Raw genomic sequence first — 18277 nt, 5'->3', positions numbered from 1 at the left:
GGGAGAAAACCAAGACCACCCCCGCCGAACGAAACCATCGGATAAGACCAAAGGGAGGATTTAAGCCGATGAAAAAGACACTGACCACACTGGCGCTGAGCGCCGCGATGGCAGCCGGTCCGGCAATGGCCGATCTGGTGTTCCCGGACCTCAGCTACCGGACCGGGCCTTATGCGGCGGGCGGCATCCCGTTCTCGGACGGCTACAACGACTATTTCACCCTGCTGAACGAGCGCGATGGCGGCATCGGCGGTGTACCGGCCAAGGTGATTGAATGCGAGACCGGCTATAACACCGAAAAGGGTGTTGAGTGCTACGAGTCGACTAAGGGCCAGGGCGCGCTGGTCTATCAGCCGCTGTCCACCGGCATCACCTATCAGCTGATCCCCAAAGTGACCGCGGACAACATCCCGCTGCACACTATGGGCTATGGCCGCACATCGGCGGCGAACGGCGAAGTATTCAGCCACGTATTCAACTACCCGGCCAACTACTGGAACGGTGCCTCGGGTGTGGTGAACTACCTGCTGGAAGAGAACGGCGGCGATCTGAGCGGCAAGAAGATTGCGCTGGTCTACCACAACTCCGCCTATGGTAAGGAGCCGATCCGCACCCTGGAAGAGCTGTCCAAGAAGCACGGCTTTGAGTTGGTAGCGCTGCCGGTCGATCATCCCGGCCAGGAGCAGAAATCGCAGTGGCTGCAGATCCGCCGCGACCGTCCCGACTATGTCGTGATGTGGGGCTGGGGCGTGATGAACCAGGTGGCAATCCAGGAAGCCGCCAACATCCGCTTCCCGATGGAGAACTTCATCGGCGTGTGGTGGTCCGGTGCCGAGCATGACGTGCTGCCCGCGGGCGACAAGGCTGACGGCTACAAGGCTGTGACCTTCCACAACGTGGGCCGCGACTTCCCTGTGTTTGACGACATCCAGAAATACGTCGTGGATGCGGGCAAGGCAGCAGGTGCCGGCGATCAGGTCGGCAACGTCCTGTATAACCGCGGCATGTACGCGGCGATGCTGGCGGCCGAAGCTGCCAAGACCGCGCAGGAAATCCACGGCACCAAGGACATCACCCCGGCGATGATGCGCGACGGCATGGAAGCGCTAGTGATCGACGAGGCGAAGATGGAAGCGCTGGGAATGCCGAACTTCGGTCCGACCTTCAACGTCTCCTGCGAAAACCACGGCGGCCCCGGCCTGGTTGGTGTGACCCAGTGGGATGCGGACAGCAAAACCTGGTCGCTGATCTCTGACTTCAAACCGTCGGACACCGAAGTGATCGGCAAGCTGGTTGAGGAAGACTCGGCTGCCTATGCAGCAGAGAACAACATCGAACCTGCTTGCAAATAACGGCTTCATGCCGGCCCCCCGCATTCTTGGGGGGCCGGACAGAAACCGGCGCGGCGGCAAGCTGCCGCGCCACTCAACGGGATCCCGGATCTGGTCCGGGACAGGCATGAGGACACGCTTTGATGCTGGATGCAGCGAACACCGCCGACGTGCAGGCCGAGACCCTGCTGGAGGTCAATAATATCGAGGTGATCTACAATCACGTGATCCTCGTCCTGAAGGGCGTGAGCCTGAATGTGCCCAAAGGCGGCATCACCGCGCTGCTGGGCGGTAACGGGGCCGGCAAGACCACAACGCTGAAGGCAGTGTCGAACCTGCTGCATTCGGAACGCGGTGAGGTTACCAAGGGCTCGATCAAATACCGCGGCGACCACGTGCATGAGCAGGACCCGGCGGAGCTGGTGAAGAAGGGCGTCATCCAGGTGATGGAAGGCCGCCACTGCTTTGAGCATCTGACGGTGGAAGAGAACCTGCTGACCGGCGCTTATACCCGCTCGGATGGCGGCGCGAACATCCAGAGAGACCTGGAAATGGTCTACAGCTACTTCCCGCGCCTGAAGGAGCGCCGCAAGTCGCAGGCGGGGTATACCTCGGGCGGCGAGCAGCAGATGGTGGCGATGGGCCGCGCGCTGATGTCGCGGCCGGAGACGATCCTGCTGGACGAACCCTCAATGGGCCTGGCGCCGCAGCTGGTGGAGCAAATTTTCGAGATCGTGAAGTCGATCAATGAAAACGAGGGCGTGACCTTCCTCTTGGCGGAACAGAACACCAACGTGGCCCTGCGCTATGCGCATTATGGCTACATTTTGGAATCGGGCCGGGTGGTGATGGACGGTCCCGCTGCCGAGCTGCGGGAAAACCCGGACGTGAAGGAATTCTACCTCGGGATGTCGGATGAGGGACGCAAGAGCTTCCGCGACGTGCGGTCCTACCGCCGGCGCAAGAGGTGGCTGAGCTGATGCGGGGAGATGACGTGATGAGCTTTTTTGACACGCTTGAAACCCGCAGCGCAGACGAACGCGCCGCAGACCTGGCAAAGGCGCTCCCGGAGCAGATCGCCCGCGCTAAGAGTGCAGCCGGGTATGCCACGCTGCTGGACGGGGTGGACCCGGCCGCGGTGACCTCGGCTGAGGCATTGGCCAAGCTGCCGGTGCTGCGCAAATCGGAGCTGAGCCGGGCGCAGGCGGAGAAACCGCCCTTTGGCGGCTTCACCGTGAAGCCTGCACATGGCTTTGCCCATATCTTCCAGAGCCCCGGCCCGATTTACGAGCCGGGCGGGGTGGACGGCGACTGGTGGCGGATGGGGCGGTTCCTGAACGCCGTCGGGATTGGGCAGGGCGATGTGGTGCAGAACTGCTTCGGCTACCATCTGACGCCTGCGGGCATGATCTTTGAAAACGGCGCGCGGGCGGTTGGCGCCGCGGTGCTGCCGGCCGGCACCGGCCAGACCGAGCTGCAAGTGACAGCTGCGCGCGACGTGGGCGCCACCGCCTATGCCGGCACGCCGGACTACCTGAAGGTGATCCTGGACAAGGCGGACGCGATGGGCGTGGAGCTGGCGTTCTCCAAGGCGGCGGTGGGCGGTGGCGCGCTGTTCCCCTCCCTACGCCAGGAATACGCCGACCGCGGGATTACCTGCCTGCAGTGCTATGCCACCGCCGATTTGGGCAACATCGCCTATGAAAGCCCGGCGATGGAGGGGATGATCGTTGACGAGCATGTGATCGTCGAAATCGTTACCCCCGGTACCGGCAATCCGGTGGCGCCGGGTGAGGTGGGCGAGGTCGTGGTGACCACGCTGAACCCCGATTACCCGCTGATCCGGTTTGCCACTGGCGATCTGTCGGCGGTGATGCCGGGTGTCTCGCCCTGCGGCCGCACCAACATGCGGATCAAGGGCTGGATGGGCCGGGCCGACCAGACCACCAAGATCAAGGGCATGTTCGTGCGCCCCGAGCAGGTGGCAGCGCTGGTCGAAAAACATGACGAGATCGTCAAGGCCCGCGTCATCGCTAGCCGTGACGGCGAGATGGATGCGATGACCGTTCAGATCGAAGCGCAAGGCGGCGACGAGGCGGCCTATGCGCGGTCGGTGGTCGAGGTGCTGAAGCTCAAGGGCAGGGTTGAGGTGGTCGCGCCGGGCGCGCTGCCCAAGGACGGTCTGGTGATCGAGGATCAGCGGACCTACGACTGAGCCGCGCAGATCTGCTGAAATCAACGGGCGCCGGATGCAGGCGCCCGTTTGCTATTGTGCCGCCCGCTTGGCCCGTGACGTGCTTTCCGGCTGGAATTTCTGACTGGAATGGTCGAAATAGGGCGATGTGACCCTCCAGCCGGACCCCGATTAACGCTAATGACCGCTGCAAACGATCCCATAGAGTACGCCCTTCACGGACGCCGCCGCGGCGGCAGGAGCGGCGGTTTGTTTGCCGTCCTGGCCTGGCTGGTGGCGCTGTCCTGCCTGCTGCCGATGGTGGCGGTGGCGCTGGCGGCGGCGTTTGGCGGCACGGAGACGATCAGCCATCTCGCTGAAACTGTGCTGCCGGGGTATTCGCTGACGACGCTGGCACTGGTGGCGATGGTGGCGCTTGGCACCTTCGCAATCGGCACCGGAGCAGCATGGCTGGTGACGATGACGCGGTTCCCTGGCGCGCGGTTCCTGGAGGTGGCGCTGGTGCTGCCGCTGGCCTTTCCGGCCTATGTTCTGGCCTATGCCTACACCCATATCCTGGACCATCCGGGAATCGTACAATCCACCCTGCGGGAGGTAACGGGCTGGGGGCCGCGCGACTACTGGTTCCCGGAAATCCGCTCCACCGGCGGGGCGGCGGCGATGCTGGTGCTGGTGCTTTATCCTTATGTTTACCTGCTGGCACGGGCGGCGTTCATGCAGCAGAGCGCAGGCGCCTTCCTGGCCGCGCGGGCGCTTGGCAAGAATTCCTGGCAGGCTTTCTGGTTGGTCAGCCTGCCGATGGCACGCCCGGCTATTGCCTCCGGCGTGCTGCTGGCGGTGATGGAAACCATCGCGGACTTTGGCACGGTTTCGTACTTCGGGGTGCAGACCTTTGCCACCGGCATCTACACCAGCTGGTTCTCGCTGGGCGACCGGGGCGGGGCAGCGCAGCTGGCTCTGTGCCTTCTGGGCTTTGCCCTGACGCTGGCGGTGGTGGAGCGCTCCACCCGCGGGCGGGCCAAGTACCACCATGCCGGCAAGCATCACACCCAGATGCCGCCGGCAAAGCTGAGCGGCGTCAAGACGGTGGCGGCCGTGTTCTTCTGCGCGGTGCCGGTGGTGCTGGGTTTCCTGCTGCCGGTGGCAGTGCTGTTTCTGATGAGCTTTGATTCCGAGCAGAACCTGTTCAGCCGCCGCTACATGGATTTCACCAGCAATTCGATCATTCTGGCGTCGGCAGCAGCGGTGCTGACGGTTGCGGCTGCGGTTTGCCTCGGGTTCTACCAGCGCTTGCGGCCCGGGCGGCTGTCCTCCGCGGCGGCCTATTTCGCCCGGCTGGGATATGCGGTGCCCGGCGGGGTGATTGCGGTGGGGCTGATCGTGCCCTTCGCGGCGTTCGACAATGCGCTGGATGCCTGGATGCGGGAGACCTTTGGAATCCGCACCGGGCTGCTGGTCACCGGCTCGATCTGGCTGCTGGTTGCCGCCTACGGCGTGCGTTTCATGGCGGCGGCGCTGGGGGCATATGAGGGCGGGCAGGCCACCATGCACACCAATATGGACGCAGCGGCGCGGTCCTTGGGGCAGGGGCCGATGGGCATGCTGCGCCGGGTGCATCTGCCGATCCTGACGCCGAGCCTGCTGACGGCGCTGCTGATCGTCTTTGTCGATGTGATGAAGGAGCTGCCCGCGACGCTGATCATGCGGCCCTTCAACTTTGACACGCTGGCGGTGCAGGCGCACCGGCTGGCGGCGGATGAGCGGCTGGAGGGCGCTGCGGTGCCCTCGCTGGTGATCATGGCGGTTGGCCTGCTGCCTGTGATACTGATCTGCCGCCAGGTGGGGCGCCGGCGCTAGGCGCAAGAATTTTAAGTAAAATTCTTGCCAAGAAATTTGAATTTTCTTGGACCCGGGTGCGGCTTATGCCGCCCACCAGGCCTCGATCTCGTCGCGGGAAATCCGGTCTGCCGGCCCCAGACCCACCAGAACGGTTTCCTCCGCCTCGCAGCGTTTGGCTTCGACGTGGCGGCCCACCACATGCAGCTCATAGGCGCCGCCGGTGGTCAGCACAAAGCCTTTCATCCGGTACAGACCCGCAGGGCGGTCTGCCAGCTTGTCCCCTAGCGCGCGCCGGTCCAGCACGGTGCTGCTGCGGTGCTGCCAGGTGGCATAAGCGGGGTGGGCGGCAACCGCGCGGCCTTTGGGCAGCGGCACCACGTCAAACAGCAGCTCCGCGACGGGAGAGCCGGTCAGCACCGTCGGGGTGCGGGCGCCGGCCTTTTTCAGCGTGGCGCCGAGCGAATCGGAAATCTCATCGCATTTGGTGGCGATCACCAGGTCTGCAGCGCGGATCTGCTGCTCTGCCTGCGGGGCAACCAGCGGGTCGTTCAGCAGCGTTTCCGCATTGTCCGCATCCACCAGGGTGACGATGCCGCCATAGCTGAGGCCGGTTTCATTGAGAACGGAATTGGCGATTGCAACCGGTTCGGAAATGCCGCTGGCTTCGATCACCACATGGTCCGGGTGTTCGGGGCGGTTCAGCACCTCCCGCAGCGCCCCGGCCAGGTCCTCGCCCATCGTGCAGCACACGCAGCCATTGGTGAGCGCGATCTTGCCGCCATCGGTGTCCTGAATCAGCGCATCGTCGATATTGACTGCGCCGAAGTCATTCACGATCACGGCCAGTTTCAGCCCGTGATCCTCGGCCAGCAACTGGTTGATGAGGGTGGTTTTGCCTGCCCCCAGATACCCGCTGATAATCGTTACCGGCAACCGGTTCATAGACTCTGGTCCCCCAGAGCGCGGCGTGCTCCTGACGGCATGTTTCCCCCCGAATTTTAAGATGCGCGAACGTATAGGCATCTCGCGCAATCGGGTCTAGGAAAAGCTGAGGGTGCGCCAAACTTTTGGTGCTTGGCTGTCTGGGGCAGGCACAAAGGCGAAAAGCGCGGCCGGGGCCGCGCTTTTCCGGGTCTTTGCGGGCTGGGGTTACTTCCAGCCGACGTCGTTGAAGATCTTCTGTGCCTCGGGCAGGTTCTTGGCGACCTCCGACAGTTTCACGTCGTCCGGCTTGAAATGGCCAAGCGCTGCGATCGACGGGGCCAGGCCAACGCCCGGAACCGCCGGGTACTCGTCATTGCCGGCCGAGAAATAGGCTTGGGCGGAATCGCTGGCGAGGTACTCCAGGAACTTGACGGCGTTGTCCTTGTTCGGGGCATGCACGGCAACACCGCCACCGGACAGGTTCATATGCGCGCCTTCGGTATTCTGCGAGGGGAACAGCCAGCCGATCTGGTCACGGTTTTCCGACACACCCTTGACGTCCTTGCGGATCGCGCGGGCGAAGTAATAGCTGTTGGCCACGGCGATATCGCATTCGCCCGAAATAATGCCGCGCATCTGGTCGGTGTCGCCGCCCTGCGGGTCGCGCGCCATGTTGGCAACCACGCCTTCGGCCCAGCTGCGGGCTGCGTCTGCGCCGTGATGAGTCACGATCGAGGCCAGCAGGGTCTGGTTGTAGGTGTTCTTGGAGGAGCGGATGCACACCTTGCCCTTATACGCGGGGTCGGCCAGGTCCAGATAGGTCAGCGGCGGATTGGCGACCTCGTCCTTGTCATAGAAGATGATCCGCGAGCGCTGGCTGAAGCCGAACCACTGGTTGTCCTGGTCCTGCAGATAGGCTGGCACGCGGGTCTCCAGCACATCGCTTTCGATGCTTTGCAGCACGCCTGCGTCCTTGGCCCGGGTCAGGCGGGAGGTGTCGACGGTGATCAGAATGTCGGCGGGAGAGTTTTCGCCTTCAGCCGTCAACCGGGCAATCAGTTCATCCGCATTGCCTTCGATCCGGTTGATGGTGATGCCGGTGGCCTCTTCAAACTCCGAATAGAGCTGTTCGTCGGTGTCATAGTGACGCGAGGAATAGATGTTCAGTTCACCTTCGGCAGCAGCGGTGGTGGCGATGGCCGCGGTCAGCGCGCCGGCCAGTACTGTGGTGGCTTTCAGCATGTGATGTCCCGTTCGTTAGTGGCTCTTTTTCCGACTGAAACAGTCAATTAATGAATTTTCCAACGGATGCAACGAATTTCCGACAAAAGAAATCAGATATTTTGCCGCGGCGGTGCAAGACGGGGGGCGGAGGGACGGAAGCCCTGCCGGTTCCGGGCCGCCGCTGCTGCGTGTGGTGAGCTGTCCGGTGGGCCCGCATAGGTTCGGCCTCTTCCGTCCGTCGCAGGGCTTTTGGCAAAGCCCGCCAAGCATTGCCCGGCGGCAGCCGGGGTATCTGCGGGCGCGGCTCCTTGGCCAGGACCGGAAACCGCAGGCCCCAAACGCAAAAAAACCGCATCGGATGATGCGGTTTTCTGTGTGTCGCTGTGTCGGATCTTAGCCCTGTCGCGCTTTGAACTTGCGCTGGGTCTTGTTGATCACGTAAACGCGGCCTTTGCGGCGCACAACCCGGCAATCGCGGTGCCGGTTCTTCAGCGAACGGAGCGAGTTCTTGACCTTCATGGTCTCTCTCCTTGTCTGCGGCGCGAACCAGCGCCTGGGTTAGCGGGTGCCGTGGCCGTAGCCAGGGCAGTGAATGGAATGGTGGGCGATACAAGGATCGAACTTGTGACCCCTTCGATGTCAACGAAGTGCTCTACCGCTGAGCTAATCGCCCACTCTGGCCTGCCCAGCCTCCTGCCCCTTAGAAGTGAAAGGGGCGCGGGGTGCCGCGCCGGTGAGGGGGTCTATAAATAGAGTCGCCCGAGGGTGCAAGAGCTTTTGACCGCAGAAATTTCCGCGATATGCTGTTTCTTGCACAAGAAGCACCGGAGCAAGGATGCCTGATACAGCGTTTTCCGTGAATTCCCCGCAGAAACTGGCGTCCGCGGTGGTTTTTGCCTCTCCCCACAGCGGTACCGATTACAGCGATTCCTTTCTGGCACAGTCGATTCTGGGGCGGAAAACCATCCGCAGCTCAGAGGATGCTTTTGTCGACCAGCTGTTCCAGGCGGCGCCGGAATTCGGGGCGCCGCTGCTGACTGCGGTCAAGCCGCGTGCCTATCTGGACCTGAACCGCTCGCCCGATGAACTGGACCCGGCGGTGATCGACGGGGTGCAGCGGCGCGGGCAGAACCCGCGGGTGGCGTCAGGCCTGGGGGTGATTCCCCGCGTAGTGGCCAACGGGCGCGCGATCTACCGCGGCAAGCTGACCCTGGCCGAGGCCGAGGAGCGGATCAGCTGTTACTGGCACCCTTATCACCAGGCACTGAAGGGGCTTCTGGAGCAGGCGCACCGGCGTTTCGGGCAGGCGATTCTGGTCGACTGCCACTCAATGCCGCATGAGGCGATCGACACCATGGCGCCAATTGGCAGCGGCAAGCCGGAGGTGGTGCTGGGCGACCGGTTCGGTGCTGCCGCGGACAGCAGTGTGGTGGACCGGATCGAGGCGGCTTTTGCCGCGGCGGGGCTGAAAGTGGCCCGCAATACGCCGTTTGCCGGGGCTTACATCGCGCAGACCTACGGCCGGCCGTCGCGGCGCCAGCATGCGGTCCAGATCGAGATCGACCGGGCGCTCTATATGGATGAGGTCAATATCCGGCCCAACGGAAATTTCGAGCCGCTGCAGAAACTGCTGCGCCAGGTGACCGCGGAGATTGCGGCCATCGGGCAGGAGGAAATTCCGCTGGCGGCGGAATAAGGGAATGCAACGCACGGCTTAGCGCAGGGCGCGGCCTTTGAGAATCGCTCCGTCGCCGAACCGTTTCCGGATCGCATCCGTGGCGCGTTCCGCCTCCGCCCGCTTTCCGGCCTGCGGGTCCAGCAAATCGCCGCTCTCGTCGGCCTGCGATTCGGGCACCAAGTCAGAGATACCGCAGCCCAGCAGCCGGTAGGGGCCCTCGTTGCCCACCTGATCCAGCAGGCCGCGGGCGGTGCGGTAGATCCGGTCGGCGATCTGGGTGGGGCTGTGCAGGGTGACCCGCCGGGTCAGCGCCGAGTGGTTGGCGCGCTTCAGTTTGAGGGTGACAACCCGGCCTGCCACTTCCCGCGCCTTGGCCCTGTCCGAGACTTTTTCGGCCAGCCGCCACAAATGGCCGTCGAGTACTTCGAGGCTGGCAGTGTCTTCAAAGAAGGTGGTTTCATTGGAGATCGACTTAATGGGCGCATGGGCGGAAACCCGGCGCCGGTCCTGGCCGCGGGCCAGGTGCCAAAGCCGGTCGCCCATCGAGCCGAAGCGGCTGTGCAGCGCTTCGCGGTCCCAGCGCAAGAGATCGGAAAAGGTGCGAATGCCTGCCTTGTCCAGGCTGGCCTGGGCTGCGGGTCCGATGCCCCAGATCAGCCGCACCGGTTTTTCGCGCAGGAAATCGCCTGTCTCGGCCTTGCCGATCACCGAAAATCCGCGCGGCTTGTCGAGGTCGGAGGCAACCTTGGCCAGGAACTTGTTGTGGCTGAGCCCGATGGAGCCGGTGACGCCCAGTTCGTCCTTCATCCGCTTGACCAGCCGCGCCAGCATCACCGCGGGCGGCGCGCCATGCAGCTTTTCGGTGCCAGTGAGGTCCATGAAAGCCTCATCCAGTGAAAGCGGCTCCACATCCGGGGTCAGCTCATTCATTATCTTGCGGATTTCGCGGCTGACCTCGACATAGACATTCATGCGCGGCTTGATCACCACTGCGTCGGGGCAGAGTTTCAGCGCCTGGAACATCGGCATGGCGGAGCGGACGCCGCGGATGCGGGCGACATAGCAGGCGGTGGAGACCACCCCGCGCTTGCCGCCGCCGATGATCACGGGCTTGGTGGCCAGCTCAGGATTGTCGCGTTTCTCGACGCTGGCGTAAAAGGCGTCGCAGTCCATGTGTGCAATGGTGAGGGAGAACAGCTCCTCATGCGCCTTGATCCGCGGGCTGCCGCAATGCGGGCAGCGCCGGGCTAGGGGGATCTGGTTCAGGCAGTCTCGGCAAAGGGCGTGCATGGGAGGCGGCTGGCTGTGGTCCTGGAGGCGGCAGTCTAGCTTGCGGCGGAGGGCTTGTCTTTAGCGCGGCGGATTGCCAAGTGACAGATCATGACATCAGCAGGCGAAGATTTTGCCGGCGCCAAGCTGGCGGTGTTTCTAGGGCAGAATCTGCTGGTCATCCAGCGGGATGACAGACCTGATATTCCTTATCCCGGCCATTGGGATTTGCCGGGCGGCGGCCGTGAAGCAGGCGAAAGCCCCGCGGCCTGTGCACTGCGCGAGACCGTTGAAGAGGTCGGGCTGGTGCTGGAGCCGGCAGCGCTGGTCTGGGCGCGGCCCTATCAGCGTCCGCACGGGCGGGTCTGGTTCTTTGCCGCGCATTTGCCAGCGTCAGCCGTTGAGCTGATCCGGTTCGGGGATGAGGGGCAGGGCTGGGCGCTGATGGCGCCGGAGGTCTATTGCGCCCATCCCTTGGCCGTGCCGCATTTCGCGGCGCGCCTGCGCGAGTACCTTGCTGAACGGCGAAGGTGAAAGCGGAAATTTCAGGAAGCAGAAAGAAAGATCCCCCGCTGGAATGCGGGGGGAAGGTGACGGGTCTCAGGAAGAAAAGCCCGTCTGGGGAGTGTCTCATCTGCAGAATCGCGCAGCCAGCGCCGTTTCGCAAAGTTTGCGGGTCGCGGGCGAAGCGGCGGCTTTTCCGGGTGTGCCTTTTGGGTTACAGGACGATTTGGCGCAGAAACCGGTTCAGCGGCAGGTTTCATCAGTGAAAAGAGTGCGTTGACGTTAGGTAAGCTGGCGGCATGGCGGTGGACCGCGCAGAATAGATGTGTCCACCGCACATTTTTTATTGCTGCCTGTTTTTTAAGCAGAGGCCGGCCTGCGCCGTTTGCGGCGCAGGCGCTTTCGTGCTGCGGACCTTCTGGGCCGCGCGGTGGCGGTCAGGTTTGCGTGCCGGCCAGCTCTGCCAGGATGGCCTCAGCCGCGGCGCGGGGGCTGTCTGCTGTCCAGATCGGGCGGCCCACTACGATATGGTCGGCGCCGTCTGCGATGGCGGACGCCGGGGTGGCGACGCGTTTCTGGTCGCCCAAGGCCGCTCCGGCAGGGCGGACGCCTGGGGTGACGATCAGCTTGCCTTCCGCCTCGGGCAGGGCGCGGATCAGCGCGGCCTCCTGCGGGCTGGCGATCACCCCGTCGGCGCCGGCGGCAAAGGCGTTGCCTGCGCGCTCCAGCACCAGGTCCTGCACAGCGCCCGCCTTGATCAGCGCACCATCCAGGTCCTGCCGGTCGAGCGAGGTGAGGATAGTGACGGCGAGGATCTTGAGGTCCTTGCCAGCCGCGCCTTCCTTGGCGGCGCGCACCACGTAAGGGTCGCCATGCACGGTGAGGAAGTCGAGGTCGAACTGCGCCAGGCCCCGCACCGCGTTTTCCACGGTGGCGCCGATGTCAAAGAGTTTCATGTCGAGAAAGATGCGCTTGCCGTGCTCCTGCTTGAGCTCATTGGCCAGCGCCAGTCCGCCGCCAGTGAGCATGCCAAGACCGATTTTGTAAAAGGAGACAGCATCGCCCAGCTGTTCGGCCAGTTTCAGCCCGTCCAGCGCGTTGGGGACATCCATGGCAACAATCAGGCGGTCATCGGCGCGCGGGGCTTGGGTCATGGGGCAGTCCTTTGTGGCAGCTGTGGCGTGAACTGGCGTTTCATACGCAAGGGGCAGGCATTCGGCAAGGTGCCGCTGCGGCGGGCGGGTGCTCCCGCATCTGAACAGGCCCCTGGCGGCGCCTATTGCAGATTTTGGGCCCGGCGCCGCGCTGGTGCGCGGCGCGGTTGCGTCCGGGGCGGCGGGCTGGGCGCAAAGTTGACGCAGGTCAGGGATTTCCTCACCTTTTGCGGGCATGATGATCTTGAAGCGGCGGCATCGCTTCCCACATCTATTGCCGAGGCCCGGACCGGGGCGTGCCGCAAAGCGGGCGCTGCCAATAACGCGGGCGCTTGAAAAAGGAGAGCAAGATGGACTTGAACAAGTTCACGGAGCGTGCACGTGGGTTCGTGCAGGCGGCGCAGACCATTGCGATGCGCGAGGGGCACCAGCGGCTGGTGCCAGAGCATATTCTGAAAGCATTGATGGACGACGATCAGGGGCTGGCAAGCAATCTGATCTCGCGCGCGGGCGGCGCGCCTGCGCGCGTGGCGGAGGCCGTTGATGCGGCCGTTGCAAAGCAGCCCGAGGTGAGCGGCGACGCCGCGCAGATCTATCTGGACGGGCAGACTGCCAAGGTGCTGGATGAGGCCGCCAAGATTGCCGAGAAGGCGGGCGACAGCTTTGTGCCGGTGGAACGGCTGCTGATGGCGCTGTGCATGGTCAAATCCAAGGCCAAGGAGGCGCTGGAGGCGGGCGAAGTGTCCGCCCAGAAGCTCAACGAAGCGATCAATGACATCCGCAAGGGGCGCACGGCCGACTCGGCAACCGCTGAGGAAGGCTACGATGCGTTGAAGAAATACGCCCGCGACCTGACCGAAGCGGCGCGTGAGGGCAAGATCGACCCGATCATCGGCCGGGACGAAGAAATCCGCCGCTCGATGCAGGTGCTGTCGCGCCGGACCAAGAACAACCCGGTTCTGATTGGTGAGCCGGGCGTCGGTAAAACCGCAATTGCTGAGGGCATGGCGCTGCGCATCATCAACGGCGATGTGCCTGAGTCGCTGCGCGACAAGAAGCTGCTTGCGCTCGACATGGGTGCGCTGATCGCCGGCGCAAAATACCGCGGCGAATTCGAGGAGCGTCTGAAAGCCGTTCTGACGGAAGTCACCGAAGCCGCGGGAGAGATCATCCTGTTCATTGACGAGATGCACACGCTGGTCGGCGCGGGCAAATCGGATGGCGCCATGGATGCCGCCAATCTGATCAAGCCGGCGCTGGCGCGCGGCGAGCTGCATTGCATCGGCGCCACCACGCTGGATGAATACCGCAAGTATGTGGAGAAGGACGCCGCCCTGGCCCGGCGGTTCCAGCCGGTGATGATTACTGAGCCCACGGTGGAGGACACTGTGTCGATCCTGCGCGGCATCAAGGAAAAGTATGAGCTGCACCACGGGGTGCGCATTGCCGATGCGGCGCTGGTGGCGGCGTCGACGCTTTCGAACCGCTACATCACTGACCGCTTTCTGCCGGACAAGGCGATTGACCTGATGGATGAGGCCGCCTCCCGCCTGCGGATGCAGGTGGATTCGAAACCGGAAGAGCTGGATGCGCTGGACCGGCAGATTCTGCAAATGCAGATCGAGGAAGAGGCGCTGAAGCTGGAGGATGATGCGGCCTCCAAGGACCGCCTGGAGAAGCTGCAGAAGGAACTGGCGGAGTTGCAAGAGCAATCCGCCGAGATGACCGCGCAGTGGCAGTCGGAGCGGGACAAGCTGGCCTCGGCCCGCGACCTGAAGGAGCAGCTGGACCGCGCCCGGGCGGAGCTGGATATCGCCAAGCGGAAGGGCAACCTCGCGAAGGCAGGTGAGCTGTCCTATGGCGTCATTCCGGGGCTGGAGAAGCAGCTGGCGGATGCCGAGCAGAAAGAAGAGCAGGGGCTGATGGTCGAGGAGGCCGTGCGGCCTGAGCAGATCGCAGCCGTTGTGGAGCGCTGGACCGGCATTCCGACCTCCAAGATGCTGGAGGGCGAGCGCGAGAAGCTGCTGCGCATGGAGGATGAGCTGCACCGCCGGGTGATCGGCCAAAACGCCGCCGTCACGGCGGTTGCCAACTCGGTGCGCCGCGCGCGGGCAGGTCTGAATGACGAGAACCGGCCTCTGGGGTCATTCCTGTTCCTCGGGCCGACCGGTGTCGGCAAGACCGAGCTCACCAAGGCAGTAGCCGGGTTCCTTTTCGACGACGAGCACGCGATGGTGCGTATCGACATGTCGGAGTACATGGAGAAGCACTCGGTCGCCCGGCTGATCGGCGCGCCTCCGGGCTATGTCGGGTACGACGAAGGCGGGGCGCTGACCGAGGCCGTGCGCCGCCGCCCCTATCAGGTGGTGCTGTTCGACGAGGTCGAGAAGGCGCATCCGGACGTGTTCAACGTGCTGCTGCAGGTGCTGGATGACGGTATGCTGACCGATGGTCAGGGCCGCACCGTCGACTTCAAACAAACGCTGATCGTGCTGACCTCGAACCTCGGTGCGCAGGCGCTGAGCCAGCTGCCGGACGGGGCCGATGCCTCGGAGGCTAAGCGCGACGTGATGGATGCGGTGCGGGCCCACTTCCGGCCCGAGTTCCTGAACCGTCTGGATGAGACCATTATCTTCGACCGCCTGAACCGTGCGGACATGGACGGCATCGTCGAGATCCAGCTGGCCCGGCTGCTCAAGCGGCTGGCGGGGCGCAAGATCACGCTGGAGCTGGACGAGGCGGCCAAGACCTGGCTGGCGGACGAGGGCTATGATCCGGTGTTCGGCGCCCGGCCGCTGAAGCGGGTGATCCAGCGTGCGCTGCAGAACCCGCTGGCCGAGGCTCTGCTGGGCGGCGAGATCAAGGATGGCGATACCGTCCCGGTCACGGCCGGCAGCGAGGGGCTGATTATCGGCGAGCGGCTGGGCACCAGCGACAAGCCGCGGCCGGATGATGCCGTCGTGCATTAATCGGCCGTGCATTAAGAGCAGATCGTGAACCTGAAAGGGCCCGCCTGCAGTGGCGGGCCTTTTCATGACTGCCTGGCCGCGCATTTTGCGGCAGTGGCGGAAAGCGCTAGACTGGCAGCTATTCTTAGCACAGGTGCCGGTAATATGATCCGCATCAGGCGCAGAACGGCCTTTGCCGCGTTTCTCCTCGTGCTGCTGTGCGGCGCGCTGGCGGCCTATGTGCTGAATGGGCAGGTGCGCCCGGTGGAGGATATGGTTGTCTGGCTGCGCAGTACAGGTGCCTGGGCGCCGCTGGCGGTGATTGTTTTGATGGTGGTGCATTCCTTTGTGCCGTTTCCAGCGGAAATCCTGGCGCTGTGTGCAGGTGCAATCTTTGGCACGCTCCTGGGGGCGGTGCTGATCTGGACTGGGGCGATGCTTGGGGCGCTGGTGGCCTTTTGGCTGGCGCGCCGTCTGGGCCAGGAGGCCGTCCGGGACTGGCTGAGCGGGGCGCAGGTGCGGCAGCTGGATGCCTGGACCGAGGAACGGGGGGCGCTGGCGCTGCTGGCGGCGCGCCTGGTCCCGGTAATCGCTTTTAACCTGATCAACTATGCCGCCGGGCTGACCCAGGTCCGCCTTTGGACCTTTGTGTGGACTACCGCGCTGGGCATCCTGCCGGTGACGCTGCTGTCCACGTGGTTCGGGGCGCAGATGCTGGATTTGGACTGGCCGGTGCTGGCGGCGGTCTCAGCCGGGCTGCTGATTGCCCTGCTGGCCATGCACCGGCTGGCGCGGCCCTGGCTCTGACACTGGGGCCGGGCCTTGCAAAGGGGGGTTAACTGCCCGCCGCCGCTTCCTTGGCCATCCGGCGCGCGTACTTGCGGCGAAGGACTTCCATACGCGGTTCCCAGTCGTATCGGGGATCCTCGGTGGTGGCGGACCAGTAGAGCTTGCCGCCATAGCGCCAGGGATCGAGTACGACACCCTCGTAGATGTCATCGCCCTTGGCTGCGATCACCGCGGTGCTGTGGTCGATGCGGAAATCGCTTTTCGGCTCGGCAATGGCACGCAGCATCGACAGCGTCCGGAAGTTCTCCTGATTGAGGCGGGCCTGCATATCCTCGGCGTAATGCACGCAGACGCCGCGCTCCTTGACGCCGGTGTTCACCAGAGTGTTGTGGAGAATCGGCGAGGTGGTGACATTGTACTGCTCGGCCAGCTGGGCAGAGTAGCTGTAGGCGATCTCTGCCGCGCGGCGGGCCTCAGCAGGGTCGACCTCGGGGCCCATCGACTGCAGCGCAAGAGAAAGCTCCTCGACATTGTTCTTGGTCGCAGCGGGGGTGGTGGCGCAGCCTGCCAGCGAGGCGGCAGCTAGCATCATCAGGGAAGCAAGGAAGGATTTCATGTATTGTCTGCCCGAGCCGGAATTTATGTTTCCGGCCAGCATAATGAAATCCGGCAGCCTGTGCAGCGGGGAAATTACCCGTCAAGACGCCTATTCTTCGATCGCTTCCTGCACGATTCCATCCAGCAAGTCCTGGATCACCTGCATCTCTCCCTCGGGGAAGGACCGGAAGCCGATGCTGACCTCTTGCGCGCCCGGCAGCTGGGCCACGAAGATGTTATAGGGGCAGAAGGAGATGTTCATCGGATCTGCCTCCATCACCTCGCGCGACAGCTGGGCGGAGCAGAAGGAGAATACTTGCGCGCTCTGAAACAGCACCACGTCGGATCCGACATCGGCGCGGGTGCGCTCCAGCATATCGCCCACATGGCTGACGTGATCGACCACCAGCCCGCGGTTGGTGATGGCGCTTTCTAATCCAAAGATCACATCGTCATAAGGCAGTGCAGTGGTGTGGAGCACGGCCTCCTGCGCTGCGGCGGTCTGGGCGGTGAGGGCAAGGGCTGCTGCGGCGATGTGCTTTTTCATGGTGTCTCTCCCTTTGCGACCGCCAGGGCGGACGGTCCCGGCGGTTGCGTTATACATATAGGGATGTTTGCATGGGATGGGCCGTCCCGCCACCGGGAAAATCGCCGCGGCGCCTTTTTCCTTGTTCCCGTTCACAGCGGGTGAAGGATTGGATGTTACGTTACAGGTCTCTCGCGCAGTCGTGACAGGATATGTTTTGGGTTTTGCGCACGGCGCCGTTACCTCAGATGTGACTGGATAATCAGGAGACGCAGATGGCCCGCCGCTGGACCAACGATTTAACCCCTGCAGACGCAACCCCGGAGGCCGTGTTCTGGAACCGCCGCCGGATCATGGCAGGGCTGGCAGGCAGCGGGCTGGCTGCGGCGCTGGGCACGCAGGCCCGGGCGGAAGCGGCTCTGCCGGAAGAGGAGCTGGCGCCCAACACCTGGGAAGAGGTGACCGGTTACTGCAACTTCTATGAGTTCGGAACCGGCAAGGGAGATCCGTCCGAATATGCTGAGCGGATGACCACCGAGCCCTGGAGTGTCGCGATCGACGGTTTGGTGGACAATCCGGGCGACTATTCCTTTGAACAGATCCTGAGTGAGATGACGCTTGAAGAGCGCATCTACAGGTTCCGCTGTGTTGAGGCCTGGTCGATGGTGGTGCCTTGGCAGGGGTTCGAGCTGGCTGACCTGCTGACCCTTGCGGGGGTGCAGGAGGGCGCGAAATACGTGGCCTTCGAGACTCTCTACCGCCCGTCCGAGATGCCGGGCACCATCTATAAGGTGCTGGACTGGCCCTATCGCGAGGGGCTGCGCCTGGACGAGGCGATGCACCCGCTGACGATCATGGCGACCGGCATCTTCGGCAAACCGCTGCCCAACCAGAACGGTGCGCCGCTGCGGCTGGTGGTGCCGTGGAAATACGGCTTTAAATCGATCAAGTCGGTGGTGCGCATCACCCTGACCGATGAAGAGCCCCCAACCAGCTGGAACATGGCGAACCCGCGTGAGTACGGCTTCTATAGTAATGTGAATCCGGAAGTCTCGCACCCGCGCTGGAGCCAAGCCAGCGAGCGCCGCATCGGCGGGGGGCTGTTTGCCCGCCGTCAGCCGACGCTGATGTTCAACGGATACGAGGCCGAGGTAGCCGCCCTTTATGAAGGCATGGACCTCAGCGAGTATTTCTAAGGAGGCCGCGGATGGGATTTGCAAACCAGCTTGTCCGGTGCCTGCCCGTCTGGCCGGTATACCTCCTGGGCGCGCTGCCTGGCCCCTGGCTGTTCTATCTTGGC

Annotated in this window: 17 protein-coding genes and 1 tRNA gene (1 of these 18 only partly in view); 10 read left to right on the top strand and 8 right to left on the bottom strand. The window is 63.8% G+C overall.

All coding sequences use genetic code 11. The annotated features are described in order from the left end of the window. Nucleotides 1–68: 68 nt before the first annotated feature. The 4 genes from CAER_RS0112600 (at nucleotide 69) to CAER_RS0112585 (ending at nucleotide 5382) form a co-directional block, all read left to right on the top strand. Complete coding sequence (locus CAER_RS0112600) at nucleotides 69–1352, top strand: ABC transporter substrate-binding protein (RefSeq protein WP_027235682.1); 1284 nt, start codon at nucleotides 69–71, stop codon at nucleotides 1350–1352. A 122-nt stretch (nucleotides 1353–1474) separates the two neighbouring features. Beyond that, nucleotides 1475–2311, top strand: a complete 837-nt coding sequence (locus CAER_RS0112595) for an ABC transporter ATP-binding protein (RefSeq protein ID WP_027235681.1) — start codon at nucleotides 1475–1477, stop codon at nucleotides 2309–2311. A 17-nt stretch (nucleotides 2312–2328) separates the two neighbouring features. Beyond that, entirely contained in the window at nucleotides 2329–3546 is a 1218-nt protein-coding gene (locus CAER_RS0112590) for a phenylacetate--CoA ligase family protein (RefSeq protein ID WP_027235680.1), read from the top strand. A 159-nt stretch (nucleotides 3547–3705) separates the two neighbouring features. Beyond that, complete coding sequence (locus CAER_RS0112585) at nucleotides 3706–5382, top strand: ABC transporter permease (protein WP_027235679.1); 1677 nt, start codon at nucleotides 3706–3708, stop codon at nucleotides 5380–5382. A gap of 63 nt (nucleotides 5383–5445) precedes the next feature. Here the strand turns inward: CAER_RS0112585 and CAER_RS0112580 are convergent, their stop codons facing one another. The 4 genes from CAER_RS0112580 to CAER_RS0112565 all read right to left on the bottom strand — a co-directional run bounded on the left by CAER_RS0112580 (nucleotide 5446) and on the right by CAER_RS0112565 (nucleotide 8185). Continuing rightward, nucleotides 5446–6306, bottom strand: a complete 861-nt coding sequence (locus tag CAER_RS0112580; protein WP_027235678.1) for a CobW family GTP-binding protein — start codon at nucleotides 6304–6306, stop codon at nucleotides 5446–5448. A 207-nt stretch (nucleotides 6307–6513) separates the two neighbouring features. Next, nucleotides 6514–7530 carry a Fe(3+) ABC transporter substrate-binding protein gene (locus CAER_RS0112575; RefSeq protein ID WP_027235677.1) on the bottom strand — a complete coding sequence of 339 codons (1017 nt, stop codon included), beginning with the start codon at nucleotides 7528–7530 and terminating at the stop codon, nucleotides 6514–6516. A 375-nt stretch (nucleotides 7531–7905) separates the two neighbouring features. After that, nucleotides 7906–8031, bottom strand: coding sequence for a type B 50S ribosomal protein L36 (gene ykgO / locus CAER_RS0112570; RefSeq protein ID WP_005648635.1), 126 nt, complete (start codon nucleotides 8029–8031; stop codon nucleotides 7906–7908). Nucleotides 8032–8110: 79 nt separating this feature from the next. After that, nucleotides 8111–8185 (bottom strand) — tRNA-Val (locus CAER_RS0112565). Nucleotides 8186–8347: 162 nt separating this feature from the next. On the opposite strand from CAER_RS0112565, the gene CAER_RS0112560 reads away from it, so the two are divergent. Next, nucleotides 8348–9208 carry an N-formylglutamate amidohydrolase gene (locus CAER_RS0112560; protein WP_027235676.1) on the top strand — a complete coding sequence of 287 codons (861 nt, stop codon included), beginning with the start codon at nucleotides 8348–8350 and terminating at the stop codon, nucleotides 9206–9208. 18 nt (nucleotides 9209–9226) lie between these two features. On the opposite strand, the gene CAER_RS0112555 is transcribed toward CAER_RS0112560, so the two are convergent. Continuing rightward, nucleotides 9227–10480: a DNA polymerase IV gene (locus tag CAER_RS0112555; protein ID WP_084299529.1), complete on the bottom strand. Its 1254-nt coding sequence runs from the start codon at nucleotides 10478–10480 to the stop codon at nucleotides 9227–9229. Between the two features lie 90 nt (nucleotides 10481–10570). Here CAER_RS0112555 and CAER_RS0112550 point away from each other — a divergent pair, with 90 nt between their 5' ends. Then, on the top strand, nucleotides 10571–10993 hold the full coding sequence (locus tag CAER_RS0112550; protein WP_027235674.1) for an NUDIX hydrolase: 423 nt from the start codon (nucleotides 10571–10573) through the stop codon (nucleotides 10991–10993). Nucleotides 10994–11400: 407 nt separating this feature from the next. Here CAER_RS0112550 and pyrF read toward each other — a convergent pair whose 3' ends face one another. After that, nucleotides 11401–12117 carry an orotidine-5'-phosphate decarboxylase gene (gene pyrF, locus CAER_RS0112545; RefSeq protein ID WP_027235673.1) on the bottom strand — a complete coding sequence of 239 codons (717 nt, stop codon included), beginning with the start codon at nucleotides 12115–12117 and terminating at the stop codon, nucleotides 11401–11403. Between the two features lie 350 nt (nucleotides 12118–12467). On the opposite strand from pyrF, the gene clpB reads away from it, so the two are divergent. Both clpB and CAER_RS27995 read left to right on the top strand, forming a co-directional pair. Then, a complete protein-coding gene (clpB, locus tag CAER_RS0112540) occupies nucleotides 12468–15086 on the top strand; it encodes an ATP-dependent chaperone ClpB (protein ID WP_027235672.1) in 2619 nt (872 codons plus the stop codon). Between the two features lie 144 nt (nucleotides 15087–15230). Next, the gene (locus CAER_RS27995; protein WP_051357777.1) at nucleotides 15231–15872 is read left to right on the top strand and encodes a TVP38/TMEM64 family protein; all 642 of its coding nucleotides are present in this window, start codon (nucleotides 15231–15233) and stop codon (nucleotides 15870–15872) included. A 28-nt stretch (nucleotides 15873–15900) separates the two neighbouring features. Here CAER_RS27995 and CAER_RS0112530 read toward each other — a convergent pair whose 3' ends face one another. Together CAER_RS0112530 and CAER_RS0112525 are read right to left on the bottom strand one after the other, a co-directional pair. Then, the gene (locus CAER_RS0112530; protein ID WP_027235671.1) at nucleotides 15901–16470 is read right to left on the bottom strand and encodes a hypothetical protein; all 570 of its coding nucleotides are present in this window, start codon (nucleotides 16468–16470) and stop codon (nucleotides 15901–15903) included. 90 nt (nucleotides 16471–16560) lie between these two features. Beyond that, on the bottom strand, nucleotides 16561–16998 hold the full coding sequence (locus CAER_RS0112525) for a DUF302 domain-containing protein (protein WP_027235670.1): 438 nt from the start codon (nucleotides 16996–16998) through the stop codon (nucleotides 16561–16563). Between the two features lie 254 nt (nucleotides 16999–17252). On the opposite strand from CAER_RS0112525, the gene msrP reads away from it, so the two are divergent. Both msrP and msrQ read left to right on the top strand, forming a co-directional pair. Then, on the top strand, nucleotides 17253–18173 hold the full coding sequence (gene msrP / locus CAER_RS0112520; protein ID WP_027235669.1) for a protein-methionine-sulfoxide reductase catalytic subunit MsrP: 921 nt from the start codon (nucleotides 17253–17255) through the stop codon (nucleotides 18171–18173). Nucleotides 18174–18184: 11 nt separating this feature from the next. After that, nucleotides 18185–18277 carry the 5' end (the start) of a protein-methionine-sulfoxide reductase heme-binding subunit MsrQ gene (gene msrQ / locus CAER_RS0112515; protein WP_027235668.1) on the top strand. Its footprint extends 531 nt past the window's final position, so the window shows 93 of its 624 coding nt (coding positions 1–93); it begins with the start codon at nucleotides 18185–18187; the stop codon falls past the right edge of the window.

The organism is Leisingera caerulea DSM 24564, assembly GCF_000473325.1.
Classification (GTDB): Bacteria; Pseudomonadota; Alphaproteobacteria; order Rhodobacterales; family Rhodobacteraceae; genus Leisingera; species Leisingera caerulea.
The sequence above is the reverse complement of the archived record's forward strand: the minus strand, read 5'-3'. Positions and strand labels throughout refer to the sequence as shown.